Origin of the sequence: Oceaniglobus roseus, assembly GCF_002869745.1 — a bacterium.
Taxonomy (GTDB): Bacteria; Pseudomonadota; Alphaproteobacteria; order Rhodobacterales; family Rhodobacteraceae; genus Oceaniglobus; species Oceaniglobus roseus.
Genome location: NZ_PNOS01000002.1, coordinates 22,815 through 48,143, shown reverse-complemented (window position 1 = coordinate 48,143; position 25,329 = coordinate 22,815). Strand labels below are relative to the sequence as shown.

At 70.3% G+C, this 25,329-nt stretch carries 29 protein-coding genes and 1 tRNA gene; 21 read left to right on the top strand and 9 right to left on the bottom strand.

All coding sequences use genetic code 11. The annotated features are described in order from the left end of the window. The first annotated feature begins 95 nt into the window (after window positions 1-95). The 15 genes from A7B20_RS02030 to A7B20_RS01960 all read left to right on the top strand — a co-directional run bounded on the left by A7B20_RS02030 (window position 96) and on the right by A7B20_RS01960 (window position 10,338). The gene (locus A7B20_RS02030; protein WP_157937580.1) at window positions 96-845 is read left to right on the top strand and encodes a DeoR/GlpR family DNA-binding transcription regulator; all 750 of its coding nucleotides are present in this window, start codon (window positions 96-98) and stop codon (window positions 843-845) included. After that, window positions 838-1,995 carry an MFS transporter gene (locus tag A7B20_RS02025; protein ID WP_245866469.1) on the top strand — a complete coding sequence of 386 codons (1,158 nt, stop codon included), beginning with the start codon at window positions 838-840 and terminating at the stop codon, window positions 1,993-1,995. Before A7B20_RS02030 ends, A7B20_RS02025 begins: the two co-directional genes overlap by 8 nt. Window positions 1,996-2,033: 38 nt before the next feature. Then, window positions 2,034-2,237, top strand: coding sequence for a hypothetical protein (locus A7B20_RS02020; RefSeq protein ID WP_102106886.1), 204 nt, complete (start codon window positions 2,034-2,036; stop codon window positions 2,235-2,237). 16 nt (window positions 2,238-2,253) lie between these two features. Beyond that, the gene (gene murA, locus A7B20_RS02015; RefSeq protein WP_102106885.1) at window positions 2,254-3,519 is read left to right on the top strand and encodes a UDP-N-acetylglucosamine 1-carboxyvinyltransferase; all 1,266 of its coding nucleotides are present in this window, start codon (window positions 2,254-2,256) and stop codon (window positions 3,517-3,519) included. Beyond that, on the top strand, window positions 3,516-3,971 hold the full coding sequence (locus tag A7B20_RS02010) for a DUF2948 family protein (RefSeq protein WP_102106884.1): 456 nt from the start codon (window positions 3,516-3,518) through the stop codon (window positions 3,969-3,971). The genes murA and A7B20_RS02010 overlap by 4 nt, the downstream gene beginning before the upstream one ends. Window positions 3,972-4,025: 54 nt before the next feature. Next, entirely contained in the window at window positions 4,026-5,327 is a 1,302-nt protein-coding gene (gene hisD, locus A7B20_RS02005) for a histidinol dehydrogenase (RefSeq protein ID WP_102106883.1), read from the top strand. A gap of 68 nt (window positions 5,328-5,395) precedes the next feature. After that, window positions 5,396-5,869, top strand: coding sequence for a UPF0262 family protein (locus A7B20_RS02000; RefSeq protein WP_102106882.1), 474 nt, complete (start codon window positions 5,396-5,398; stop codon window positions 5,867-5,869). A gap of 6 nt (window positions 5,870-5,875) precedes the next feature. Then, window positions 5,876-6,334: an arsenate-mycothiol transferase ArsC gene (locus A7B20_RS01995; RefSeq protein WP_102106881.1), complete on the top strand. Its 459-nt coding sequence runs from the start codon at window positions 5,876-5,878 to the stop codon at window positions 6,332-6,334. Further along, the gene (locus A7B20_RS01990) at window positions 6,331-6,738 is read left to right on the top strand and encodes a ketosteroid isomerase-related protein (protein WP_102106880.1); all 408 of its coding nucleotides are present in this window, start codon (window positions 6,331-6,333) and stop codon (window positions 6,736-6,738) included. Before A7B20_RS01995 ends, A7B20_RS01990 begins: the two co-directional genes overlap by 4 nt. Further along, window positions 6,735-7,322 carry a GNAT family N-acetyltransferase gene (locus A7B20_RS01985; RefSeq protein WP_102106879.1) on the top strand — a complete coding sequence of 196 codons (588 nt, stop codon included), beginning with the start codon at window positions 6,735-6,737 and terminating at the stop codon, window positions 7,320-7,322. The genes A7B20_RS01990 and A7B20_RS01985 overlap by 4 nt, the downstream gene beginning before the upstream one ends. After that, complete coding sequence (locus A7B20_RS01980; RefSeq protein ID WP_157937579.1) at window positions 7,319-8,191, top strand: nitrilase-related carbon-nitrogen hydrolase; 873 nt, start codon at window positions 7,319-7,321, stop codon at window positions 8,189-8,191. The genes A7B20_RS01985 and A7B20_RS01980 overlap by 4 nt, the downstream gene beginning before the upstream one ends. A gap of 83 nt (window positions 8,192-8,274) precedes the next feature. Then, a complete protein-coding gene (gene infA / locus A7B20_RS01975) occupies window positions 8,275-8,493 on the top strand; it encodes a translation initiation factor IF-1 (protein WP_007205486.1) in 219 nt (72 codons plus the stop codon). A 45-nt stretch (window positions 8,494-8,538) separates the two neighbouring features. Continuing rightward, on the top strand, window positions 8,539-9,132 hold the full coding sequence (locus tag A7B20_RS01970) for a Maf family protein (RefSeq protein WP_102106877.1): 594 nt from the start codon (window positions 8,539-8,541) through the stop codon (window positions 9,130-9,132). Next, window positions 9,129-10,145, top strand: coding sequence for a ribonuclease E/G (locus A7B20_RS01965; protein ID WP_102106876.1), 1,017 nt, complete (start codon window positions 9,129-9,131; stop codon window positions 10,143-10,145). Before A7B20_RS01970 ends, A7B20_RS01965 begins: the two co-directional genes overlap by 4 nt. Before the next feature lie 10 nt (window positions 10,146-10,155). Further along, window positions 10,156-10,338, top strand: a complete 183-nt coding sequence (locus A7B20_RS01960; RefSeq protein ID WP_102106875.1) for a DNA gyrase inhibitor YacG — start codon at window positions 10,156-10,158, stop codon at window positions 10,336-10,338. A gap of 60 nt (window positions 10,339-10,398) precedes the next feature. Here A7B20_RS01960 and yihA read toward each other — a convergent pair whose 3' ends face one another. From yihA to ttcA, 4 genes are all read right to left on the bottom strand, one after another. Next, entirely contained in the window at window positions 10,399-11,046 is a 648-nt protein-coding gene (yihA, locus tag A7B20_RS01955) for a ribosome biogenesis GTP-binding protein YihA/YsxC (protein WP_102106874.1), read from the bottom strand. Between the two features lie 79 nt (window positions 11,047-11,125). After that, the gene (yidC, locus tag A7B20_RS01950; protein ID WP_102106873.1) at window positions 11,126-12,970 is read right to left on the bottom strand and encodes a membrane protein insertase YidC; all 1,845 of its coding nucleotides are present in this window, start codon (window positions 12,968-12,970) and stop codon (window positions 11,126-11,128) included. A gap of 63 nt (window positions 12,971-13,033) precedes the next feature. Continuing rightward, window positions 13,034-14,581: an EAL domain-containing protein gene (locus A7B20_RS01945; RefSeq protein ID WP_157937578.1), complete on the bottom strand. Its 1,548-nt coding sequence runs from the start codon at window positions 14,579-14,581 to the stop codon at window positions 13,034-13,036. A gap of 127 nt (window positions 14,582-14,708) precedes the next feature. Continuing rightward, a complete protein-coding gene (ttcA, locus tag A7B20_RS01940) occupies window positions 14,709-15,548 on the bottom strand; it encodes a tRNA 2-thiocytidine(32) synthetase TtcA (protein WP_102106871.1) in 840 nt (279 codons plus the stop codon). Window positions 15,549-15,696: 148 nt separating this feature from the next. Between ttcA and A7B20_RS01935 the strand changes: the two genes are divergently transcribed. Both A7B20_RS01935 and A7B20_RS01930 read left to right on the top strand, forming a co-directional pair. After that, complete coding sequence (locus A7B20_RS01935) at window positions 15,697-16,236, top strand: DUF3833 family protein (RefSeq protein WP_102106870.1); 540 nt, start codon at window positions 15,697-15,699, stop codon at window positions 16,234-16,236. 165 nt (window positions 16,237-16,401) lie between these two features. Then, complete coding sequence (locus tag A7B20_RS01930) at window positions 16,402-17,292, top strand: cation diffusion facilitator family transporter (protein WP_102106869.1); 891 nt, start codon at window positions 16,402-16,404, stop codon at window positions 17,290-17,292. A 5-nt stretch (window positions 17,293-17,297) separates the two neighbouring features. On the opposite strand, the gene yidD is transcribed toward A7B20_RS01930, so the two are convergent. The 3 genes from yidD to rpmH are packed head-to-tail and all read right to left on the bottom strand — an operon-like array spanning window position 17,298 to window position 18,082. Then, on the bottom strand, window positions 17,298-17,519 hold the full coding sequence (gene yidD, locus A7B20_RS01925; protein ID WP_102106868.1) for a membrane protein insertion efficiency factor YidD: 222 nt from the start codon (window positions 17,517-17,519) through the stop codon (window positions 17,298-17,300). Continuing rightward, window positions 17,516-17,923, bottom strand: coding sequence for a ribonuclease P protein component (rnpA, locus tag A7B20_RS01920; protein WP_102106867.1), 408 nt, complete (start codon window positions 17,921-17,923; stop codon window positions 17,516-17,518). Before rnpA ends, yidD begins: the two co-directional genes overlap by 4 nt. A 21-nt stretch (window positions 17,924-17,944) precedes the next feature. Then, window positions 17,945-18,082, bottom strand: coding sequence for a 50S ribosomal protein L34 (gene rpmH / locus A7B20_RS01915; protein WP_102106866.1), 138 nt, complete (start codon window positions 18,080-18,082; stop codon window positions 17,945-17,947). Window positions 18,083-18,408: 326 nt separating this feature from the next. Here rpmH and A7B20_RS01910 point away from each other — a divergent pair, with 326 nt between their 5' ends. The 4 genes from A7B20_RS01910 to A7B20_RS01895 all read left to right on the top strand — a co-directional run bounded on the left by A7B20_RS01910 (window position 18,409) and on the right by A7B20_RS01895 (window position 22,453). Further along, complete coding sequence (locus A7B20_RS01910; RefSeq protein WP_102106865.1) at window positions 18,409-19,164, top strand: TVP38/TMEM64 family protein; 756 nt, start codon at window positions 18,409-18,411, stop codon at window positions 19,162-19,164. 2 nt (window positions 19,165-19,166) lie between these two features. Further along, the gene (locus A7B20_RS01905; protein WP_102106864.1) at window positions 19,167-20,585 is read left to right on the top strand and encodes a dihydrolipoyl dehydrogenase family protein; all 1,419 of its coding nucleotides are present in this window, start codon (window positions 19,167-19,169) and stop codon (window positions 20,583-20,585) included. 295 nt (window positions 20,586-20,880) lie between these two features. After that, window positions 20,881-22,290, top strand: a complete 1,410-nt coding sequence (locus A7B20_RS01900) for a sensor histidine kinase (protein ID WP_102106863.1) — start codon at window positions 20,881-20,883, stop codon at window positions 22,288-22,290. A gap of 86 nt (window positions 22,291-22,376) precedes the next feature. After that, window positions 22,377-22,453, top strand: a tRNA-Arg gene (locus A7B20_RS01895). Window positions 22,454-22,679: 226 nt separating this feature from the next. Here A7B20_RS01895 and A7B20_RS01890 read toward each other — a convergent pair. Continuing rightward, on the bottom strand, window positions 22,680-25,022 hold the full coding sequence (locus A7B20_RS01890; RefSeq protein WP_102106862.1) for a Tex family protein: 2,343 nt from the start codon (window positions 25,020-25,022) through the stop codon (window positions 22,680-22,682). A gap of 102 nt (window positions 25,023-25,124) precedes the next feature. After that, complete coding sequence (locus tag A7B20_RS01885; RefSeq protein ID WP_102106861.1) at window positions 25,125-25,322, bottom strand: MbtH family protein; 198 nt, start codon at window positions 25,320-25,322, stop codon at window positions 25,125-25,127. Window positions 25,323-25,329: the final 7 nt, after the last annotated feature.

The window sequence follows — 25,329 nt, the reverse complement described above, 5'->3', positions numbered from 1 at the left end:
CCGGTCAACTGTCGTTCTCGTGATCCGTGCGCGCCTTGCGCCGGTTGTCGTGCGGGTTTATGCGGTGTCTTGCAGGAAATTGCAGGATTCGAGACATGGATCTCAACTCTCCCGACACCCGCCAGATGCAGCTTCAGGCGCGGCTTTCGCGCGGCCAGCCGCTGAACGCCGCCCATATCGCGCTGGAGTTCGAGGTTTCGCCCGACACCGTGCGCCGCGACCTGATCGCGCTGGAGCGGGCGGGGCAGGCGCGCCGCGTCCGCGGCGGCGCCGTCCCCGTCGCCCGGCCCGCCGCGCCGCTGGAGGAGCGGCTGGAAACCGAGGTGCCGCCGGGGCTGGTCGCGGCGGCGCTGTCCGTCATCGGCGATGCGCCGACGCTGCTGCTGGACGGCGGGACGACCGTGCTTGCGCTGGCTGAAGCGCTTCCGCCGGATCCGGGACGCCTCGTCGTCACCCCGGCGCCGCGGGTGGCTCTGGCCTGCCAGCGCCGCGGGATCGAGGTCGTCCTTCTGGGCGGCACCCTCTCGCCGAGGGGCGGCATCGCCACGGGGCCCGGCACCGAGGATCAGCTGACCGGCATCGCCGCCGACATCGCCGTTCTCGGGGCCTGCGGGCTGGAGGCCGAGTTCGGCCTTGGCGCCGACGACCTGGCCGAGGCGGGAGTGAAGCGCGTCATGGCGCAGGCCGCGGTGCGCACGATGGTGCTGACCGGCGAGGGCAAGGTGGGGCGCAGGGCGCGTCACCGGGTCATCGGCTGCGACCAGTTCGCCGACCTCGTCACCGACGCGCCCGAGGCGCGCACCGCCGCCTTCGCCGCCGCCGGGGTCCGCGTGCACCATGGCTGAGCTCGGGGCAGGCTGGCGAACGCCCCGCCGCGCCGTGACGGCGATGTTCGTGCTGAACGGGGCGCTGTTCGGCATCTGGGCCTCGCGGATCCCGGCCTTCGTCGACCGTTTCGGGCTGTCGTCGGACGCGCTCGGGCTGCTGCTGCTGTGCCTCGGGGGCGGGGCGATCCTGTCGTTCCCGATGGCCGGTCGGCTTTCGGACCGGCTTGGCGCGGCGCAGATCACCCGCTGGATCGCGCTGGCCTACGGGATCGGCCTGGTGCTGCTCGGCCTCGCGCCGAACGTCGGGCTTCTGGCGGTCGCGCTGCTGTTCTTCGGGGCCGCCCACGGGGCGATGGACGTGACGATGAACGCCTGGGCGGCCGAGGTCGAGCGCCACCTCGCCCGGCCGATCATGCCCGTCTTCCACGCGATGTGGAGCCTCGGTGCCGGGATCGGTGCCGCCTCGGGCTATGGCGCGATCCACGCCGGGCTGCCGGTGCTGCCGCATTTCGCCATCGCCGGAACGCTCGTCACCGTCATCTGCCTGGGCTTCGCCACCCTCGCCTGGGACAGCGACCGCTCGGACGTTCCCGGCGGCAGCGTCTTCGCCATCCCGAAGGGCGTGCTGGCCCTCGTCGGCCTCATCGCGCTCTGCGCCGCGGTGGGAGAGGGCGCGATGGCGGACTGGAGCGCGGTGTTCCTCGTCTCGGAGACCGGCGCGAGCGAGGCGAAGGCGACGCTGGGCTACACCGTCTTCTCCGCCGCCATGGTCACCGCGCGCCTGCTCGGCAGCGCGGTCGTCACCCGGCTTGGCGCGGCGCGGGCGGCGCGGCTTTCGGGCGTCTCGGCCTTCCTTGGCGTCTCGACGCTGCTCGCCGCGCCCTCGCTCGCCGTGGCGGTGCCGGGCTTCGTGCTGATGGGCTTCGGCTATGCGCTGATCGCGCCGCTCGCCTTCTCCCGCGCCGCGGCCGATCCCCATGTCCGGCCCGGCCGCGCCATCGCCTCGGTGGCGACGCTGGGTTACGGCGGGATGCTCATGGGTCCGCCGCTGATCGGCTTCCTCGCGGATGCGACCAGCCTCCGGACGGCCTTCACGCTGCTCGCCGTCCTCGCCGCCGCCATCGCCGTTCTGGCGCCCTGCCTGCGCCCGCCGGAAGGGCGCGGCTGATCTGGACCGCCGCCCCCGCCTGCGCTAGAGACACCACCATGGGCAAGCGTTCGGAACACCCTGCCGCAAGAACCGAGGCCGAGGCGCGAGAACAGCGCCTCAAGGCCGCGCTGAAGGCGAACCTCGCCCGGCGCAAGGCGCAAAGCCGGGCCCGGCAGGCCGACGAGACCGAAGACGACGAGACCGAAGACGACGGGACGGACAAGGACGAGGCGACCGGCAGCGGACCGGCGCCGGACTGAGGAAAGAGGCAGGCAGATGGATTCGATCGTGGTCAGGGGCGGCGGCCCGCTCAATGGCGAAATTCCGATCGCGGGCGCGAAGAACGCCTGCCTGACGCTGATGCCCGCGACGCTGCTGTCGGACGAGCCGCTGACGCTGACCAATGCGCCGCGCCTGTCGGACATCGCCACCATGACCCTGCTGCTGCAGTCCCTCGGCGCCGAGGTGTCGAGCCTGCAGAAGGGGCAGGTGCTGGCCATGTCGTCCCACGACATCACCAACCAGCACGCCGACTACGACATCGTGCGCAAGATGCGCGCCTCGATCCTGGTGCTGGGCCCGCTGCTGGCCCGGTTCGGCCGCGCCGAGGTGTCGCTGCCCGGGGGCTGCGCCATCGGCGCACGGCCCGTGGACCTGCACCTGAAGGGGCTCGAGGCGCTTGGCGCCGAACTGGACCTGCGCGACGGTTACGTCCACGCCACGGCGCCGGGGGGCCTGAAGGGCGGCACCGTCGATTTCCCGCTGGTCTCGGTCGGCGCGACCGAGAACGTGCTGATGGCCGCGACGCTGGCGAAGGGCACGACCGTCATCAACAACGCCGCCCGCGAGCCCGAGATCGTGGACCTGGCCCAGTGCCTCCGCCGCATGGGGGCCGAGATCGAGGGCGAGGGGACGTCGACGATCACGGTGCAGGGCGTCGATGCGCTGCACGGCGCGACCCATCCCGTCGTCACCGACCGGATCGAACTTGGCACCTACATGCTGGCCCCCGCCTTCTGCGGCGGCGAGGTGGAATGCCTCGGCGGCCGGATCGACCTCGTCGGCGCCTTCTGCGAGAAGCTGGACGCGGCCGGGATCAGCGTGGAGGAGACGCCGCGCGGCCTCAAGGTTTCCCGCAAGAACGGCCGCATCCACGCCGTCGACGTCACCACCGAACCCTTCCCGGGTTTCCCGACCGACCTCCAGGCGCAGATGATGGCGCTGCTCTGCACCGCCGAGGGCACGTCGCGGCTGGAGGAGAAGATCTTCGAGAACCGCTTCATGCACGCGCCCGAGCTGATCCGCATGGGCGCGAGGATCGACGTCCACGGCGGCCACGCCACCGTAACCGGGGTCGAGCGGCTGAAGGGCGCGCCGGTCATGGCGACCGACCTGCGCGCCTCGGTCTCGCTGATCCTCGCCGGTCTCGCGGCGGAGGGCGAGACCGTGGTCAACCGCGTCTACCACCTCGACCGCGGCTACGAGCGGGTCGAGGAGAAGCTCGGCGCCTGCGGCGCCAGCATCGAGAGGATCCGCGCATGACCGACGCAAGGTTCGAGGATGGCGCACCCCGCCCGCTGCGCCTGCAGGCGCTGACCGCGGAGGACCTGGGCGTGATCTCGGCGCTGGTGCAGGACGCGGTGTTCCCGATCACCGAGATGAGCCTCGACCGCCCCGCGCGCCGCTTCGCGATCCTGCTGAACCGGGTCCGCTGGGAGAAGAAGAGCGCGCACGAGGTGGAGCGGGTGCAGTCGGTCCTGAGCTTCGAGAATGTCGCAAAAGTGCAAACCCAGGGCATCGACCGCCGGGACATGGACCAGATATTGTCGCTTCTGTCCATCACGCTGGAAGAGGGCAACGCCGATCGCGTGGTCCTGACCCTTGCCGGGGACGGCGGCGTGGCGGTGCAGATGTCCGCGCTCGACGTCACCCTGCGCGACGTGACCCGGCCCTACCCGGCCGTCTCCGGCAAGGCCCCCCATCACCCCGACTGACCAGCCCGCGACAGGCCGGCGCAGGCGGCCGCCTGCGCCCCGAAGAGGTTTCCCATGCCCCAGTTCCTGTCCACCACCGATGCCGATTTCGAGGACCGCTTCGCCGCGCTCCTGACCCTGAAGCGCGAGGACAGCCCCGACGTGGACGACGCCGTCGCGGCGATCATCGCCGACGTGCGCGCCCGCGGCGATGCCGCCCTGATCGAGCTTACCGCGAAATACGACCGGCTGGACCTCACGCCCGAGACGCTCGCCTTCAGCCGGGCCGAGATCGACGCCGCCTGCGAGCAGGTGTCGCGCGAGGACCGCGATGCGCTGGAACTCGCCGCGACGCGGATCCGCGCCTATCACGCGCGGCAGATGCCGAAGGACGAAAGCTGGACCGACGACACCGGCGCGACGCTCGGCTGGCGGTGGGGCCCGGTTTCGGCGGCGGGGCTCTATGTTCCGGGCGGTCTCGCCTCCTATCCCTCCTCGGTGCTGATGAACGCCATCCCGGCCGCGGTGGCGGGGGTCGAGAACATCGTGATGACCGCGCCGACGCCCGACGGAAAGGTGAACCCGCTGGTGCTGCTCGCCGCCCGCCTCTCGGGCATCGAGACGGTCTACCGCATCGGCGGCGCCCAGGCCATCGCGGCGCTCGCCTACGGCACCGGGACGGTGCGCGCGGTCGACAAGATCACCGGCCCCGGCAACGCCTACGTCGCCGCCGCCAAGCGCCGGGTCTTCGGGCGCGTCGGCATCGACATGATCGCGGGGCCGTCCGAGATCCTCGTGATCGCCGACCGCGACAACGATCCCGACTGGATCGCAGTGGATCTGCTGTCGCAGGCCGAACACGACGAAAGCGCGCAGAGCATCCTCATCACCACCGACCCCGCCCTCGGCGCGGCGGTGGCCGAGGCGGTGGACAAGCGCCTTCAGACCCTCGAACGGCGCGCCATCGCCGGGGCCAGCTGGCGCGACTTCGGCGCCATCGTGATCGTGCGCGACCTCGGCGAAGCCGCGGCGCTGGCCGACCGGATCGCGCCCGAACACCTGGAACTCTGCGTCGACGCGCCCGAGGCGCTGGCCGCCAACATCGCCCACGCGGGGGCCATGTTCCTTGGCAAGTGGACGCCCGAGGCCATCGGCGACTATATCGGCGGGCCGAACCACGTCCTGCCGACGGCCCGCTCGGCCCGCTTCTCCTCGGGCCTGTCGGTGATGGATTTCCTGAAGCGTACCACCATGGCCCGGATGACCCCGGCATCGCTCAAGGCCATCGGCCCCGCCGCCGAGCGCCTCGCCACCTCGGAATCGCTCGAGGCGCACGGGCTGTCGGTGCGCGCGCGGCTCGACAGGCTGAACGGCTGAGCATGGGCGCAATTGTCACGCGCCCGCCTCTGGGCTAGGACAGTCGGCGCAGAACCGACGGATCGCCCATGCCCCGCCTCGCCTTCATCGCGATCGACGACACCGGCCTGCCGCCCCCCACGCCCGAGATCGAGCAGGAGCGGCGGGTGGCGATCTTCGACCTGCTGGAGGACAACACCTTCATCCTGCCCGCCCACGAGAAGGGGGGCCTCGACGGGCTGCATCTGCTGCTGGCGATCCGCGAGGGGCGGCTGGTCTTCGACCTGACCACGCCCGAAGCGCGGAAGGTGGCCGAGTTCCACCTGTCGCTGGGTCCGTTCCGGCAGGTGGTGAAGGATTACTTCCAGATCTGCGAAGGCTATTTCGACGCGGTGAAGACCCTGCCGCCCGCCCAGATCGAGACCATCGACATGGCGCGGCGCGGCATCCACATGGAAGGCGCCCGGGTGCTGCAGGAGCGGCTGGAGGGCAAGGCCGAGGTCGACATCGACACCGCCCGCCGCCTGTTCACGCTGATCTGCGTGCTGCACTTCGGGGCCTAGGGACAGGTGGGCGCCCTGCCACAGTCGGTGCTCTTCTGCTGCGACCACAACGCCGTCCGCTCGCCCATGGCCGAGGGGCTGATGAAGAAGCTCTACGGCACCCGCACCTACGTCCAGTCCGCGGGGGTGAAGAGCGACATGGAGATCGACGGCTTCTCCATCGCCGTCTGCCGCGAGCTGGGGGTGGAGCTGGAGCGCCACCGCACCCGCTCCTTCGACGAGATGGAGCAGTGGGGGGACGACCTGTCGGGCTTCGACCTGGTAATCGCGCTTTCGCCCGCCTCGCAGCGGCGGGCGCTGGAGCTGACGCGGTTCTTCCACCTCGATGTCGAGTACTGGCCGATCCTCGATCCGACGGGTCTGGGGCAGGGGCGGGAAGACAAGCTGGACAGCTACCGCCAGACGCGCGATCAGATCAAGGGCCGGATGCTGAACCGCTTCGGTCCGCCAACGGAGGGACAATGACCGACACCGACGCCCGCGACACCGTCGCCGCCTATTTCGCCGCCTTCAACGCCGGGGACTCCGCCGGGATGCTGGACCTCGTCACCGACGACGTCGAACACCACGTCAACCAGGGCGAGATCCGCCGCGGCAAGGCGGCCTTCGCCGACTTCCTGGCGATGATGGAAGGGGCCTATCGCGAGCGGGCGGAGGACCTGGTGATCTTCACCGGCGAGAACGGCACCCGCGCCGCGGCCGAGTTCACGATCCACGGCACCTACCTTGCCACGCAGGAGGGCTGCCCGCCGGCCCGCGGCCAGGGCTATGTCCTGCCGGTCGGTTCGTTCTTCACCCTGAGGGACGGCCGGATCGCCCGCGTGACCACCTTCTACAACATGACCGACTGGATGGCCCAGGTCGCATGAGCCTGACCTTCGAAACCCTCTCCGGCGCGGCCCTCGAGGAGGCGCTGGACGATCTCGCCGCCCTGCGCATCACCGTGTTCCGCGACTGGCCCTACCTCTACGACGGCGATCCCGAGTACGAGCGCGCGTACATGGCCACCTACCGCGACAGCCCCGGCGCGATCCTCGTCGCTGCGCGGGCCGGGGGCCGCATCGTCGGCGCCGCCACCGGCACCCCGATGGAGGACCACGCCGAAGCCTTCGCCGCCCCCCTCGCCAAGGCGGGGCTGGTCCCGGAAACGGTGTTCTACTGCGCCGAGAGCGTGCTGCTGCCGGAGTATCGCGGGCAGGGCGCGGGCCACACCTTCTTCGACCTGCGCGAGGCCCATGCCCGCGCCCTTGGCCGCAGCCATGCCGTCTTCTGCTCGGTCAAGCGGCCCGACGACCACCCGCTGCGTCCCGCGAACGCCCGCACCAACGACGCTTTCTGGACGAAGCGCGGCTATGCACCCGTGGCCGACGCCTTCGCCTCGTTCGAATGGCGCGACGTGGGCGACTCGGTGCAGACCGCCAAACCCCTCCAGCTCTGGGCAAGAAAGCTATGAAGATCGCCGCCGCCGCCTGGCCCCTCGAGACCCACGCCGACCGGGCCGCCTATGCCGCGAAGCTCGAACGCTGGGTGAAGGACGCCGCCCAGCAGGGCGCCGACCTGCTGATGTTCCCGGAATACGCGGCGATGGAGGCCGCCTTCTGCGGCGAGATCCCGCAGGGGCTTTCCACCACGCAATGGATCGACCGCTGCGTCGCCGCCAACCCCGGGAACGACGCGCTCCACGCCGAGCTGGCGCGACGCTACGACGTGCACATCCTGGCGGGCAGCGGCCCCTGCGCGGCCGAGGGACGCTTCGTCAACCGCGCCTGGCTGCATGCCCCCGACGGCACCGCCGCCCATGTCGACAAGCAGATGCTCACCCCCTGGGAGCGGAGCGAGACGCCGCTGGTGCCGGGCGATCCGCCCGCGCTCTACGACACGGCGCTCGGCCGTCTTGCCATCCTCATCTGCTACGACAGCGAGTTTCCCCTGCTGGCGCGTCGCGTGCCCGGCGAGGTGCTGCTGGTGCCAAGCTGCACCGAGACGATCCGCGGCGCCAGTCGCATCCGCATCGCCGCCATGGCCCGTGCGCTGGAAGGGCGGCGCGCGGTCATCACCTCGGCGACCCTGGGCGCGGTCGCCGACTGCGTCTTCCTCGACGCGAACGCGGGAAGGGCAGGCCATTACGCCCCCGCCGACATCGGTTTCAGCGAAGAGGGGCTTCTGGACGAGAGCCCGCTGAACGTGCCCGGCTGGGTCGTCTGGGAGCACGACACCGGCCTGCGCCCGCCCGGCGGAGTCGACGTTCCGGCGCACTGGGAGGAACAGTCGCGCGCGCCGGAAACGCCCGAAATCCGGGCCCTGCGACCGCGCGGAACGTAAAACTGACCTTGAAAAGCCGCGCGAACAGGCGCATTTAGTGCGGCGTCCGCGGAAATCGGCGGGCGAGTCAATCTGGAGTGAACATGGCCAAGGAAGAACTGCTCGAATTTCCCGGTGTCGTGAAGGAACTCCTGCCGAACGCGACATTCAGGGTCGAGCTGGAAAACGGCCATGAGATCATCGCGCACACGGCAGGCAAGATGCGCAAGAACCGCATCCGTGTCCTCGCGGGCGACAAGGTGCAGGTCGAGATGACCCCCTACGATCTGACCAAGGGCCGGATCAATTACCGCTTCAAGTAGGACGGTGCGTCGCGGACCCGTTTCCTCGGCACCCCGGCGGACCCCATGACCGGCCCCAGACCCCGACTGATCCTCGGCTCGGGCTCGCCCCGGCGGCTGGAACTGCTGGCGCAGCTGGGCCTGACCCCGCACGAAATCCGCGCCCCCGACATCGACGAGACGCCCGGCAAGGGCGAACTGCCGCGCCCCTACTGCGCCCGCATGGCGCGGGAGAAGGCCGCCGCGGTGCCGCTTGAAGAGGGCGAGGTGCTGCTCTGCGCCGACACCACCGTGGCCCTTGGCCGCCGGATCCTCGGAAAGCCCGAGGATGCGGGGCAGGCGGCCGAGTTCCTGTACGCCCTGTCCGGTCGCCGCCACCGGGTCGTCACCGCGGTCGCGGTGCGACGCGGCGACAGGCTCTGGGAGCGCGAGGTGGTGACCGCCGTGAAGATGAAGCGCCTGTCCGATGTCGAGGTGAACGGCTATCTCGCCACGAACGACTGGCGGGGCAAGGCCGGCGCCTATGCGATCCAGGGCCCCGCCGGGGCCTTCATCCCGTGGATCCAGGGCTCGTTCACCGCGGTCGTGGGCCTGCCCGTGGCCGAGACCGCCACGCTGCTCGCCGCCGCGGGCTTTCCCGTTTTCGGAGGTGCGGCATGAAGGGCCGTCTGATCGTGCTCGACCGTCTCGACGGCCGCCTTGCCGCCGCGCTGGTGGAGGACGGTCGGCTCGAGGACCTGCTGATCGCCGCTCCGGACGACGTGCCGGTGCCGGGCGCCATCTACCGCGCCGTGGCCGACCGTCCGCTGAAGGGGCAGGGGGGCGCGATCCTGAAGCTGCCCGAGGGGCGCGCCTATCTGAAGAACGCCAAGGTGCTGGCCCCCGGCACCCCGCTGCTGGTGCAGGTCACGGGCTATGCCACCGAGGGCAAGGCGGTGCCGGTGACGACGGGCGTGCTATTCAAGAGCCGCTATGCCATCGCGACCCCCGGCAAGCCCGGCATCAACGTCTCGCGCAGGGTCCGCGACGATGCCCGGCGAGACGAACTCCAGCTGCTGGCGCGCGAGGTGATGGACGGCCTCGACATGGGGCTGATCCTGCGCTCGGCCGCCGAACATGCCTCGGACGAGGCGCTGGCCGAGGACATCCTCGCCATGACCGACCTCGCCGCGAAGGTGATGGGCGATGAGGGTCGCGACCCCGAGCTTCTGGCCGACGGCCCCGACCCCCACACCCTCGCCTGGAGGGAATGGCCCGAGCCCGACACGATCGCGACCAAGGACGGCGGCTTTGCCGAGCACGGCATCGACGCGATGATTTCCGCCCTGCGCCGCCCCGAGGTGCCCCTGCCCGCGGGCGGGAGCATGTTCGTCGAGCCGACCCGCGCGCTGGTGGCGGTGGACGTGAACACCGGCGCCGACACCTCGCTTGCCGCGGGGCTCAAGGCCAACATCGCGGCCGCGCGCGCGCTGCCCGCGCAACTCAGGTGCCGCGGCCTCGGCGGGCAGATCGTGCTGGACCTCGCGCCGATGCCGAAGAAGGACCGCCGTGGCTTCGAACAGGTGCTGCGCGCCGCGCTGAAGGCCGACGCGGTGGAAACCACCCTCGCGGGCTGGACCCCGCTCGGCCTCTACGAGTTGCAGAGGAAACGCGACCGCCTTCCCCTGCTCTGAAGGAGAGACCATGCCCTGTCCGATCTGCCAGCGCGAGAGCGACCGGAAGTACCGCCCCTTCTGCTCGCGCCGCTGTGCCGACATCGATCTCGGCAAGTGGCTGACCGGCGCCTATGCGATTCCCGCGGACGACGCCGACGACATGGACGACGCCGACCGTGCCCCCACGAGCGGCCCCGAGCGCCCGCATTGAGGGGCGGTAGGATGGGTCATATGACCCATCCTACGTCCGCGGTCCGCCTGTCCGGAAGTGTCAGTCCAGGGTCGCGATGATCCCGCGCAGCACGTCGATGCCCTCGCCCTTTTCCGACGAGGTCACGACGATTTCCGGAAAGGCGGCCGGGTGGCGTGCGAGCGCCGCGCGCGTCACGGCGAGGGCGGCCTCGAAATCGCGCCCGCCGGGCTTGTCGGCCTTCGTCAGGACGCACTGGAAGGTCACGGCGGACTGGTCGAGGACCGTCATGATCTCCTCGTCCACCGCCTTGGCCCCGTGGCGGCTGTCGATCAGCAGGAACACCCGCCTGAGCGTCTGCCGCCCCGAAAGGTAGGCCTTCATCAGCCGCTGCCACTTCTCCACCACCTTCACCGGCGCGTTGGCGAAGCCGTAGCCGGGCAGGTCCACCAGGTAATGCGCATCCCCGGCCGTGAAGAAGTTGATCTCCTGGGTCCGCCCCGGCGTGTTCGACGCCCGCGCCAGGGCCTTGCGGCCCGTCACCGCGTTGATCAGCGTCGACTTGCCGACGTTCGATCGGCCGGCGAAGCAGACCTCGATCCGGTCCGCCGGGGGCAGCCCGTCCATCGCGACGACGCCTTTCAGGAACTCGGTCGGCCCGGCGAAGAGCTTGCGCCCGGCCTCGCGCGCCGCGTCGTCGACCTCGGTGATGTCGAAGGACAGGCTCATGGCGTCGCTCTCCGTCCGGCGGGGCGATGCGCGCGCGCCGCGGCGTTGCGCGGCGCCCTCGTCAGGGAAGGCGCGGCGCTCACTTCGGCTTCGACTTGCTGTTCCCGGCCCCGGCTGTCTTGGGTGTCTTCTTGAAGCCGCCCTTGATGTTGCCGAAGACGTCGGGCTTGTAGCCCTGCGAGCGCATGATCAGGTACTGCTGGGTGAAGGTGATCGTGTTGTTCGTGATCCAGTACAGCACCAGGCCGCTCGCGAACCGGCCAAGCATGAACATGAACACCCAGGGCATCCAGGCGAAGATCATCTTCTGCGTCGGATCGGCGGGCGCCGGGTTCAGCTTCTGCTGGAGCCACATCGAGATGCCGAGCAGGATCGGCAGCACGCCGAGGCTGATGATGTGGATGAACGACGTCGGGTCCGGCGTCCCCCAGGGCAGCAGGCCGAAGAGGTTCAGGATCGAGCTGGGGTCGGGGGCCGAGAGGTCGCGGATCCAGCCGATCCAGGGGGCGTGACGCAGTTCGATGGTGACGAAGATCACCTTGTAGAGCGAGAAGAAGATCGGGATCTGCAGCAGGATCGGCAGGCAGCCCGAGGCCGGGTTCACCTTGTTCTTCTTGTAGAGCTCCATCATCCCCTGCTGGAGCTTCTGGCGGTCGTCGCCTGCACGCTCCTTCAGGGCCTCCATCTCGGGCTGGAGCTCCTTCATCTTCGCCATCGAGATGTAGGACTTGTAGGCCAGCGGGAAGAGCAGCGCCTTCAGGAGGAAGGTCAGCGCGATGATCGACCAGCCCATGTTGCCGATGACGCCGTTCAGCCAGTGCAGCACGAAGAAGATCGGCTTGGTCAGGAAGAAGAACCAGCCCCAGTCGATCGAGTCGAGGAAGCCCTTGATGCCGTCGCGGTTCTGGTAGGCGCGGATCGTCTCCCACTCCTTCGCGCCGGCGAAGACGCGGGTCGAGGTCGAGGCGCTGGCGCCCGCCGCCACCTCCATGGTGCCGAGGCGTGCCTCGGTCTGGTAGACGTTGCTGCCCGCCACGTACTTGGCGACGGAGGTGAAGCCGGTGCCGGGCTCGGGGATCAGCGAGGTCATCCAGTACTTGTCGGTGAAGCCGACCCAGCCGTCGTGTTCCACCTGGACCACGTCGGCATTGGCGCCCCAGCGGTCGTCGGCTTCGAAATCGGGCATGTTCTTGTACTTCACCTCCTGCAGCGTGCCGTCGGACATGCGCACGACGCCTTCGTGGAGGATGAAGAAATTCGACAGGTTCGGCGGCGTGCCGTCCCGCGTGATCAGGCCGTAGGGCGCCAAGCGGACCGGCGCGCCGGTGGTGTTCTGCACGCTCTGGGTGACGCGGAACATGTATTTGTCGTCGACCGAGATCTCGCGGGTGAAGATCAGGCCTTGGCCATTGTCCCAGGTCAGGGTCACGGGGCTGTCGGGGCTAAGGGTGCCGCCGCCGCTCTGGGTCCAGAGCGTGTTGGCGCCAGGCACGGCCTCGAAGCTCAGGTCGCCGCCGGGGGCCCAGCCGAAGAAGGCGTAATAGGGGTTGGCGGTGCCGACGGGCGACAGCAGCTCGACCAGGGGCGAGCTCTGGTCGAGGGTGACGTGGTAGCCCTTCAGCGACAGCTCGTTCAGCCGCCCGCCGAGCAGCGAGATCGAGCCGGTGAGGCTGGGCGTGTCGACGGCGATGGTGGGGGCGTCCGCGGGGTTGACGCCGGCCGTCTCGGGCAGCGTGCCGGACGGCGACGCGGTGCTGTCCGTGGCGGCGGGGGGCGTCGCGCCCTCGGTGATCTGCGTGACGCCGGGCTGTTCCGGTGTCGGGTTCGGTGCCTGTTCCTGTGGCGGGAAGATCAGGAACCAGACCAGGATCACGAGGAAGCTGAGAGCCGTCGCAAGAATGAGATTCTTGTTTTGATCGTCCATTCGGAACCACCGCCTGTGTGGGGTCAAAGGTCAGGCAGGTTCAACAGGCCATGGCTGGAAAGGTCAAGCCGTTTCGCCCCCGATGGGGCTGCCGCGCCCTTTCGCCGCCACGGCACCGTTCGTGCGCTGCGGGCGGGCGGGCCGGGCGGGCGCCGGCGACTCGGCCAGGATCCGGGCCCGACGGGCGATCCAGGCGGTGGCGTCCGCGGCGGCCATGGGGCGGGCGACGGCGTGGCCCTGGACATGGGGGACGCCGAGCTGGGCGAGGGCGTGGTGTTCGGCCGGGGTTTCAACGCCTTCGGCCAGAACCTCGACCCCGAGCTGGTCGGCCATGGTGAGCACGGCCGCGACCGTGGCCAGCTGGCCCGCATCGCGGTCGAGCGCGGTGACGAGGCTGCGGTCGAGCTTGATCCGCCGGACGCCGAACCGGCGGATCCCGGCGATGGAGGTGCTGCCGGTGCCGAAATCGTCGAGCTCGACCCAGCAGCCCCGGGCGCCGAGGGCCAGGACGTTGCGGCAGACCATGTCGTCGGGATCGGCGGAGGCGACGACGGATTCGAGGATCTCGATCCCGATGTCGGAGGGGGCCAGGCCCGCCGCGTCGAGCGCCCAGAGGACGCGGTCCACGAGAGTCGGGTCGGCCAGGTCGGCGGCGCCGAAATTGACCGAGATCCGCGGCACCTCCAGCCCCGCCCGCCGCCAGGCTGCCAGCTGCCCGAGGGCGGCGGCGAGCATCGCGTCGGTCAGCTTCGCGGTGCAGCCTGCGCTGCGGGCAAGCTCGAGGAATTCTCCCGGGGGCAGCAGGCCATGTTCGGGGTGCGCCCAGCGGGCCAGCGCCTCGACCCCCGCAAGGGCGCCGGTGTCGGTGGCGATCTGCGGCTGGAACCAGGCCACGATCCCGCCCCCGGCGATGGCGCGGCGCAGTTCGGCGGCCCGGTGGCGATCGCCGCTGCCCTTGCGCGGCGGCGCGGTCATCATCGCCGGTTCGAACGAAACCAGGCTGCGCGGCCCTGCGTCCTGTGCGGCCGCGAGCGCCCGCTCCGCCGCGTCCAGCAGCCCCGGGACCGGCGAGAGCCCCCGAAGCTGGCCCGCGTGGGCGAAGCCCGCGCTGAGGGCGCAGTGCACGGCCATGCCGTCGACGCGCAGCGGATCGTTCGCGCAGGCCATCAGCCGCTGGCCGGCGCGGATCCCGAGTTCGAGGTCGACGGGCCCGGCCTGTTGCAGCCGCACGCCGAAGCGGCCCGGCGCCAGCACCGAGAAGCCGTCGCCGCCGCGAACCCGCGCCCTGAGCCGCTGGGCCAGCTGGTCGGTCATGTCGCCGAGGGCCCGGGCGCCGAGCCGCTTGCCGACCTGGCGCACATCGTCGATCTCGAGCGCGATGAACAGCGCGCCGTCGCGGTCCATCAGGTCCGTTTCCAGCACCGCGCGGGCCGAGAGGGCATCGGGCAGGCGGGCGGCGCGCAGGCGGAACGGATCGCGCCGGTCGATGGAGCCGAGAAGGAAGGCGAGGGCGATGGCGCCGGTGAAGGCCAGCCCTTCCACTCCGCCGGTCTGGGCCGAGGCGGCCAGCGCGACCGCCAGCAGCAGGCAGAAGCCGAGCAGCGGCAGCATGTGCCCGATCCGGGGTCTGCGCAGACGAGGCCGCATGGGGTGTGTCCTTCTTCCCGAGGTGACGGAAAGAGGGTTATCCGCGGAGTCCTGTCAGAGGCTTAATCCCGCCCCGCGCCCCGCAGAGAAGTTACATCGACTTGTCGGCATCCCGCATCAGCCCGGCGAAGTCGAACAGCCCGGTGTCGAGCAGGTGCGAAGGGCGCACGGTGGTCAGCGCGCGGAAGATCTTCTGCTTGCGCCCGGGGCTGTTCCTTTCCCAGCCGTCGAGCAGCGCCTTGATCTGCTGGCGTTGCAGCCCGTCCTGCGAACCGCAGAGGTCGCAGGGGATGATCGGATAGTTCAGCGCCCGGGCGAAGCGGTCGCAATCCTCCTCGGCGACATGGGCGAGGGGGCGAAGGACGAAGAGGTCGCCCTCGTCGTTCAGCAGCTTCGGCGGCATGGTGGCGATCTTGCCGCCGTGGAAGAGGTTCAGGAAGAAGGTTTCCAGGATGTCGTCGCGGTGATGCCCGAGGACAACGGCCGAGCAGCCTTCCTCGCGCGCGATGCGGTAGAGGTTGCCGCGGCGCAGGCGCGAGCAGAGGGCGCACATGGTGCGGCCCGCGGGCACCTTGTCCATCACGATGGAATAGGTGTCCTGGTATTCGATCCGGTGGGGAACGCCCCGCGATTGCAGGAACTCGGGCAGCACCGTCGCCGGAAAGCCCGGCTGGCCCTGGTCGAGGTTGCAGGCCAGAAGCTCGATCGGCAGAAGGCCGCGCCATTGCAACTCGTGCAGGATGGCGAGCAGGGTATAGCTGTCCTTGCCGCCCGAGAGGCAGACCAGCCAGCGCGCACCGGGCTGGATCATCCCGTAGGTCTCGATCGCCTCGCGGGTGTCCCGGACCAGCCGCTTGCGCAGCTTGCGGAACTCGGTCGTCGCGGGGGCGCCGAAGAAGAGGGGATGTATGTCGTCGGGCTCGTCCAGCATGGGGTGGCTTTATCGCCCCGCCGGACGCCGGGCAAGGGGCGCGGGGGCGAAAGCCCTGCGCGACGGGTGCGACGATTTTCCGGCCGCCGCGACGCGACAGCCCGGCGCCGCGGCCTATCTCTGCGCCAAGTCCCTGCCGGAGAGACCCATGCGCCTGTTCCTCGCCGCCCTGCTGCTGCTGCTGCTTGCCGCCTGCACCGGGAAGCCGAACGCGGACGATCCGCTGCTGTCGGACCGCAGGCTGAACCTTGAGGAGTTCTTCGACGGCCGCCTCGTTGCCCGCGGCCAGTTCCAAGACATCCTCGGCACCGTGCGCCGCCGGTTCGAGGTGAAGATCCGCGGCGACTGGGACGGCCGGCGGCTGCGGCTGGTCGAGGATTTCGTCTACGAGGACGGATCGACCGAACAGCGGGTCTGGACGCTGACGAAGACGGGTCCCGACAGCTGGACCGGCACCGCGCCCGGCGTCATCGGCCGCGCGACGGGGGTGGAGCGGGGCGATACCTTCAACTGGCGATACACCATCGACCTGCCGGTGCCCGATGCCACCGGCAAGATCGAGACGGTGCGCGTCAGCTTCGACGACTGGATGTGGCTGACCGGAGGCAAGCGGCTGCTGAACCGGGCCTACATGAAGCGCTATGGCGTGGACGTCGGCGACGTGACCATCGCGTTCGAGAAGCTCTGACGCCCGGAGCGGGGAACGGGGAACGGCGCGGAACCTGAGAAGCGCTCGCATTTGCCGGCGACCGGACACAGGTCCGCCGGATTCTCCCCGAGGTCCGGCAGGGCGCTTGCCGCAACGCGGCGCCGACGCTAGACGGTACGCCTTTTCACGACTCGGGAGACAGCCATGTCGACCCCCATCCGCCTTGCCATCGGCAGCGTCTTCATCGGCGCCTTCGTCCTTGGACTGAAGGCGCTGGCCTGGTGGGTGACGGGATCCGTCGCGCTGCTGTCGGACGCGCTGGAGAGCACCGTGAACGTGGCGACGGCCATCGCGGCGCTGATCGCGATCCGCGTCGCGGCGCGCCCGGCGGACGCCACCCACCCCTTCGGTCACCACAAGGCGGAATATTTCAGCGCCGTGCTGGAGGGGGTGATGATTGTCGTCGCCGCCCTGCTGATCCTGCGCGAGGCCTATTCCGGCTTCCTGAACCCCGTGGCGCTGGACCTGCCGATTGAGGGGCTGCTGATCAACGGGGCGGCGACGGCGGTTAACGCGCTCTGGGCCTTCGTGCTGATCCGCCGGGGCCGGAGCCTGAAGTCGCCCGCGCTGGTGGCGGACGGTCGGCACCTGCTGACCGACGTCGTCACCTCGGGCGGCGTGGCGATCGGCGTGCTGCTCGCCATCGTCACCGGCTGGTGGATCCTCGATCCGGTCATGGCCGCGCTGGTGGCGGTCAACATCCTCTGGTCGGGCTCGAGGGTGGTGCAGGAATCGCTCAGCGGCCTGATGGACGAGGCGGTGCCGCAGGCGACGCTGGCCACGGTGCGCGAGGTGATCTCGCGCGAGGCGGGCGGCGCGGTCGAGGCGCACGACCTGCGCACGCGCCACGCCGGGCAGGCGACCTTCATCGAGTTCCACCTGGTCGTGCCGGGCGAGACCACGGTATTCGACGCCCACGAGATCTGCGACCGGATCGAGAACGCCCTGCGCGACGCCATCGAGGGCGCGCGCATCACCATTCATGTCGAGCCCGAGCACAAGCAGAAGCACTCGGGCATCATCGTGCTGGACTGAGCGGCCTAGTCGGGGACGTTGTCGATCCCCGACCCGCCCCAGGGATTGCAGCGCAGGATCCGCCGCAGCGCCAGCCAGCCGCCCCTGAGCCCGCCGTGTTTGCCGAGGGCTTCCAGCGCATAGGCCGAGCAGGTGGGGTGATAGCGGCAGTTGTGGCCGACCCAAGGCGACAGGACCGCGCGGTAGGCCAGCACCGGCAGCGACAGGACGCGGGCGAGGGGGGTCATCCGTGGATCTGGGCGAGGGCCGTGCGCAGGTCGTCCTGGAGGGCGGCGAAGTCGCGCGTGGCGGTGTCGTTCTTGCGGCCGATCAGGACATAGTCCCAGCCGTCGCGCCCCGCCTCGGGCAGGACCAGCCGCGCGATCTCGCGCAGGCGGCGCTTGGCGCGGTTGCGGGCGATGGCGTTGCCGACCTTCTTGGAACAGGTGAAGCCGACGCGGATGCCGCTGGCCTCTTCCCCGGGCGCACGCTGTCGCGCCTGGAGCACGAAGCCGGGGCCGGGGCGGTACCTTGCGCGGGCGGCGCGCAGGAAATCGGCGCGCTTCTTCAGCACCTCGGGACGTGCGGAAACCGCCAGAACGGCGGGGCCGCTGGCGGTCTGGCCGGACGGTGTGTCCTCCGGCGGTGTCATGGCAGAGCCTCGGGCGAGCGCTTACGCGCTCAGCACCTTGCGGCCGCGGGCGCGGCGGGCGTTCAGGATCTTGCGCCCGGCCTTGGTCGCCATGCGGGCGCGGAACCCGTGACGGTGCTTGCGCACGAGGTTCGAGGGCTGGAAGGTGCGCTTGGTCATCGCCGTGTCTCCGTATCTGTTCTGTGCGGCATCTGTTCTGTGCCGCGGCCCGCGCCGGGCGGTGCCGGATCGCCGACTCGAGGGCCGCCTTCGTTCGAAGCCCGGTCTTTAGGGGGCTTGCCGCGGCAAGTCAACAGGGCGGGGCCCTTCGAGGGGATGCAACATTTGGCGTGCCTCCCGTCCGATTGTTACAGCGGCGGCCCTGCCGGAGCCAGCGCGGGCGGCCCCGGCGACATGCGGATCACGGGACGGTGAGAGGCCTGTTTCCGCCGCAGCGAAGGTGCATGTTACAGGGCGGAGAACCGGCGGATCACGGAGCGGGCGACATGGGCAACGGCACGGCCGAGCAGGGCATCCGCGGGAAAGCGGCGCCGCAACACCCGCTCCTGCGGCGGCTGCCCCTGATCGCCGTGGCCTTGGCCGCCCTGTTCGGCGCCATCTTCCTGCGCGACACGCTGAGTTTCGAGACCCTGGCCGAGAACCGCGAGAACCTGCTCGCCTTCCGCGATTCGCACTACCTGCCGAGCGTGCTGGGCTTCATCGCGGCCTATGTCGCCATCGTCGCCTTCTCGCTGCCCGGCGCCACCATCGCGACGCTGACCGGCGGCTTCCTGTTCGGCGCCTTCCCCGGCGTGCTCTACAACGTCGCGGCGGCGGGAACAGGGGCGGTCTGCATCTTCCTCGCCGCCCGCTGGGGCCTCGGCGCGCGGCTGGCGGCGCGGATGGATGCGGGCGAAGGGCTGGTGAAGAGGATCAAGGCCGGGATCGACGACAACCAGTGGTCGATGCTGTTCCTGATCCGGCTGGTGCCCGCGGTGCCGTTCTTCGTGGCGAACCTCGTGCCCGCGCTGGTGGGCGTGCCGCTGTTCCGCTTCGCGGTGACGACCTTTCTCGGCATCGTGCCGGGGGCGGTGGTATATACCTCGGTCGGAGCGGGCCTTGGCGAGGTCTTTGCGAGGGGCGAGACTCCGGACCTCGGGATCATCTTCGAGCCGCGGATCCTGCTGCCGATCCTCGGGCTCTGCGCCCTTGCGGCGCTGCCGATGGTGCTGAAACTGGTGCGCGGCAGGAAGGGATTGTGACGATGGAACGGATCAGGACGGACATCTGCGTGATCGGCGCAGGTTCGGGCGGGCTGTCGGTGGCCGCGGGCGCGGTGCAGATGGGCGCGAAGGTGGTGCTGATCGAGGGGCACCGGATGGGCGGCGACTGCCTGAACTACGGCTGCGTGCCCTCGAAGGCGCTGATCGCGGCGGCGAAACACGCCCACGCCATGACCGACGGCGCCCCCTTCGGCGTCGCGCCGGTGACGCCCGAGGTCGATTACGCCGCCGCCAAGGACCATGTCGCGCGGGTGATCGGGACCATCGCCCCCGTCGACAGCCAGGAGCGGTTCGAGAAGCTCGGCTGCACCGTGATCCGCGACTGGGCGCGCTTCGTCTCTCCGGACGCGGTGATGGCCGGAGACCGGCGGATCGAGGCGCGCCGCTTCGTGATCGCCACCGGCTCCTCCCCCTTCGTGCCGCCGATCCCGGGGCTCGACACGGTGCCCTACCTGACCAACGAGACGCTGTTCGACCTGCGCGAACGCCCCGATCACCTCCTGATCGTCGGCGGCGGGCCGATCGGGATGGAGATGGCGCAGGCGCACCGGCGGCTCGGCTGCAAGGTGACGGTGATCGAGGGCGACCGCGCCATGGGCAAGGACGACCCCGAGATGGCCGCGATCGTGCTGGATCGGCTGCGCGGCGAAGGCATCGAGATCGTCGAGCGCGCCAAGGCCGAAAAGGTCGGCGGTGGGGCAGGGGAGATCACGGTCGAGACCTCGGAAGGCCGCTTCACCGGCTCGCACCTGCTGATCGCCGTGGGGCGGAAGGTGAACCTCGAAAGGCTGGACCTGAAGGCGGGCAACGTGGCCCACGACCGGGCGGTGAAGGTTGACCGGCACCTGCGCTCGGTCAGCAACCGGCGGGTGTACGCGGTGGGCGACTGCGCGGGCGGGCTCCAGTTCACCCATGTCGCGGGATACCACGCCGGGATCGTGGTGCGCGCGGCCGTGCTGGGGCTGTGGTTCAGCAAGGCGACGACACGGCACATCCCCTGGGCCACCTATACCGACCCCGAGCTGGCCCATGTCGGCCTGACCGAGGCGCAGGCCAGGAAAGAGCACGGCATCCACCTGGAGGTCGTCCGCTTCCCCTACGACGAGAACGACCGCGCGGTGGCCGAGGGCCGGACCACGGGGCTGATCAAGGTCATGGTGGCCAGGGGGCGGCCCGTGGGCGCCACCATCGCCGGCGACCGGGCCGGGGATCTGATCGCCATGTGGGCCACGGCCATCGCCAACAGGCAGAAGATGAGCGCCATCGCCAACACGGTCCTGCCCTACCCGACGCTCTCCGAGATCAACAAGCGCGCGGCGGGGGCCTATTTCTCGTCCCGCCTGTTCGATAACGACTGGCTGAAGACGGCGGTGCGGCTGATCCAGAAGTACCTGCCCTGAGCCGCGCCGGGCCCCAGTTTCCTCGAGGAAACCGGACCATTTTCCTCAAGGAAAATGGCGCCGCCCCGGCCGCCGGACAGGGCGGCGTCCTCCGCCCTGCAGTGGCCCGCGCCCGGCATCCGGCGGGGCACCGGTTTCCTGAAGGAAACCGGTCCATTTTCCTCAAGGAAAATGGTTCCCCTCCACCCCGGCGTGCTGGAGCTTGCGCGGCGCAGGGGCCTCCCTTTGTACCGGGTGAATATCCTGCTATCTCAAGGGGGACGGCGGGGCACCGCGCCCGGCCGCGGCACAGGGGATGAGGGCGCAGGTGAATTCGCTTTCGGGACGGTTCCTGGTTCTGACCACCGTCTTCGTCATGCTGGCGGAGATCCTGATCTTCGTGCCCTCCGTCGCCCGGTTCCGCGAGGATTACCTGATGTCGCGGCTCGAGCGGGCGCAGATCGCCTCGCTCGCGCTGCTGGCGAACGACATGATCGATCCGCAGCTCGAACAGGAGCTGTTGCGCAACGCCGAGGTCTACAACGTCGTGCTGCTCCGCAACGAGGTGCGCCAGCTGGTGCTGTCCTCGCCCCTGCCGCACCCGATCGACAGCACCTACGACCTGCGCCACGCGATGCCCTTCACCCTGGTGCGCGACGCCGCGCTGGACCTTCTGGGCGCGCCCGACCGGGTGGTCCGGGTGATCGGCGATCCGGTGCGCGAGGCGGGGTTGCAGATCGAGATCACGCTGCCCGTGGCGCCCCTGCAGGCGGCGATGATCGACTACGGGCTGCGGATCCTCGCGCTGTCGGCGGTGATCTCCGTCCTGACGGCGAGCCTTCTCTTCTTCGCCGTGCGCCGCCTGCTGGTGAAGCCGATCGAGGGCGTCGTCGCCGCGATGACGAGCTATGCCGCCGCCCCCGAGGACACGCGCCGGATCATCACCCCCACCGCCAGCGTCGACGAACTGCGCCAGGCCGAGGTGGCGCTGCAGTCGATGCAGACCCAGCTGACCGGCGCCCTGCGCCAGAAGGACCGCCTGGCCCAGCTCGGCGGCGCGGTGGCGAAGGTCAGCCACGACCTGAGGAACATCCTGACCACGGCCCAGCTCTTCACCGACCGGCTGGACGCCAGCGAGGATCCGATGGTGCGGCGGATGGCGCCCAAGCTCGTGAACTCGATCACCCGGGCGGTGAACCTCTGCGAATCGACCCTGGCCTTCGGCAAGGCCGAAGAGCCGCCGCCGGCGCTGTCGCGCGTGCTGGTGGCGCCGATCATCAACGACGTGGTCGACGGCGAGCGGCTGGCCTGCGGCGAGCACGACATCAGCTTTTCCGAGGACGTGCCCGCCGGCATGATGGTGCGCGCCGACCCCGAGCAGCTCTACCGGGTGCTGAGCAACCTGATCCGCAACGCCCGGCAGGCGATCCTCGCCTCCGGGGACCCCGGCGAGATCCTGGTCCGCGCGACCGAGACCGAGGAGCACTGGGTGATCGAGGTGCGCGACACCGGCCCCGGCCTGCCGCCCCGCGCCCGCGACCACCTGTTCACCGCCTTCCAGGGCGGGGCGCGCAAGGGCGGATCGGGGCTGGGGCTGACCATCGCCGCGGAACTGGTCCGCGGCCACGGCGGGCGGCTGGAGCTGGTGGAGACGGGGCCCGGCGGCACCGCCTTCGCGGTGCGGCTCCCGAAGGCGGTGATGAGCCTCGAGCCCGGAGCGGCCTGACGGGGCGGGCCGCAGAAAACCCCCGCGGATCGTCATTTCGCCGCTTGCAATGTCCGGCCTGGGCCGTTAAGTCCGCCTCACCCCGCGCGCTGGTAGCTCAGTTGGATAGAGCACTTGACTACGAATCAAGGGGTCGGGGGTTCGAATCCTCCCCAGCGCGCCACTTCTCTCCAAGACAATTCGGATCGTCAGCGGGCAGGCTGAAAATGCCGTAAGGGCTATTGGTTTCTTGTGGTGCTAACAGGCGGACACATCCCGGCCGCATGGAGGGCCGGGGGGAGGTTTCCGTCGACGGACACGGTCGCGAACCCTGGCGCCTCCATATCCCGGCCATTCGAGGGCCGCGCCGGCCGCGGGCGTGGTCCGGCGGCGCCCTTCGGACCTGTCCCTCAGCGCTTCTTCATGGCTTCGAGCAGGGCAGACCCCAAGGCACCCGGCGCGTCCCCGCTCTTGCCGGGAGCTTCCGGCTTGCCGCCCCGGGGCGCGGACGGCTGTTTCGGGGGGCGCTCCCGGCGCGGGTTCGCGCCCGTGGGCGCCCGGGCGGCCCGCTCCTGCTTCGCGGAGGCGCCGCCGTCGGCGCGCATCGAGAGGCCGATGCGCTTGCGCGCCACATCGACCTCGGTCACCCGGACCTGCACCACGTCGCCGGCCTTGACCACCTCGTGGGGGTCCTTCACGAACCGGTCCGCAAGCTGGCTGACGTGGACGAGGCCGTCCTGGTGCACGCCGATGTCGACGAAGGCGCCGAAGGCGGCCACGTTCGTCACCGTGCCCTCGAGCCGCATGCCCTCCCGCAGGTCGGTGATCTCGTTGACGCCCTCGGCGAAGGTCGCGGTCCTGAAGCTCGGGCGCGGGTCGCGGCCCGGCTTCTCGAGTTCCTGGAGAATGTCCCGCACGGTCGGCAGGCCGAAGGTGTCGGTGACGAAGGTCTCGGGCTTCCCCCGCCTCAGCGAGTCCGGGTTCGACTGGATGGCGCGCAGGTCGCGGCCGCAGGCAATGACGATCCTGCGGGCGAGGTCATAGGCCTCGGGGTGGACGCTCGAGGCATCGAGCGGCTCCTTTCCGTCGCGGATGCGCAGGAAGCCCGCACATTGCTCGAAGGCCTTCGGGCCGAGCCCCTTGACCTTCAGGAGTTCCTTGCGGGCGCGGAAGGGACCGTTCCCGTCGCGGTGCGCGACGATGTTCGCGGCGAGGGTCGGGGTCAGGCCGGCGACATGCGACAGCAGGGCGGCGGAGGCGGTGTTGAGATCGACGCCGACGGCGTTCACGGCATCCTCGACCACGGCTTCTAGGGCCTTGGCGAGACGCCTCTGGTCGACGTCGTGCTGGTATTGCCCCACGCCGATGGCGTTCGGCTCGATCTTGACCAGCTCGGAGAGCGGGTCCTGGAGGCGCCGCGCGATCGAGACCGCGCCGCGCAGCGAGACGTCGAGGTCGGGAAACTCCTTCGCCGCGAGTTCGGAGGCGGAGTAGACCGAGGCGCCGGCCTCGCTCACGATGACCTTCGTCGGCTGGGCGGTGCCCCCGGGCAGGGCCTTCAGCGTCTCCTCGACCATCCGCTCGGTCTCGCGGGAGGCGGTGCCGTTGCCGATGGCGATGAGTTCGATGCCGTGGCGCCGCACCAGCTCGACGATCTTCGCCTGCGCGCCGCGCAGGTCCATCCGCGGCTGGAACGGGTAGAGCGTGGCGGTCTGCAGCACCTTGCCCGTGGCGTCGATCACCGCGGCCTTCACGCCGGTCCGGATGCCCGGATCGAGGCCCAGCGTCGGGCGGGCGCCGGCCGGCGCGGCGAGCAGCAGGTCCTTGAGATTGCGCGCGAAGACCGCGATGGCCTCCTCGTGGGCGCGGGCGCGCAGGTCGGCCAGAAGGTCGATCGTCATCGCCGTCGAGATCTTCGTCTTCCACGCGTGGCGTGCCACGTCGCGCAGCCAGGCGTCCCCCGGACCGTTGCCCGAGGGCCTGAGTCGCGCGGCCACCATGCTTTCGCAGCGGGGCTTCCCGACCTCCGGGTCCGGGCCGATGTCGAACCGGACGATGCCTTCGCCGACGGCCCGCATCAGCGCCAGCGCGCGGTGCGCCGGCAGCCTGGCGAGCGATTCCGTGCGGTCGAAGTAGTCGGCGAACTTCGCGCCTTCCTCCTCCTTGCCCTTCACGACCCTGGCCGAGACGACCGCCTCCTTCTCGAGGTACTTGCGCAGATCGCCGATCAGGTCGGCCGTTTCGGCGAGTTCCTCGATCAGGATGTCGCGGGCGCCGTCGAGCGCCTCGTTCGTGTCGGCCACGTCCTGTCCGACGAAGGCCTTCGCCAGCGCCTCGGGGTCCTTGCCCCGGTTCGCCAGGATGGCGTCCCGCAGGGGTCCGAGCCCCTTCTCGCGGGCGATCATCGCCCTGGTGCGCCGCTTCGGCTTGAAGGGGAGGTAGATGTCCTCGAGCCGGGACTTGGTCTCGGCGGCTTCGATGGCCCGTGTGAGGTCGGGAGTGAGCTTGTCCTGCTCGCGGATGGACCTGAGGATGGCGTCCCGGCGGGCGTCGAGTTCGCGCAGGTAGGTCAGCCGCTCGGCGAGGGTGCGCAGCTGGGTGTCGTCGAGGCCGCCGGTGGCCTCCTTGCGGTAGCGCGCGATGAAGGGGACGGTGGCACCTTCGTCGAGAAGCCTGATGGCGGCGGCGACCTGGGCGGCCGCGGCGCCGATCTCCTGCCGGATGGCCTCGGTGATGCGGTTGGTCCGATCCATGGAAGTCCTTTCAGTCCCGTCGGGCGGGTCGTTCATCTTTCTGGGCGCCAAGGGCGCCGGGGGGGCGCCGGGGGCGGAGGACGGTCCTGCGACTGCCGGCCCTCAGCCCTTGTCCATCGCCTCGCGCAGGGACCGGGGGCGCATGTCGGTCCAGACCGTCTTGATATGTTCGAGACAGGCATCCTTCGTGCCCTGCGTCCCCTCGGCTTCCCAGCCGTCGGGAATGTCCTTGCCTTCGGGCCATATCGAATACTGGTCTTCGTGGTTCTTCACGACGCGGTAGGTGGCTTCGGTGGTCATGGCGTTT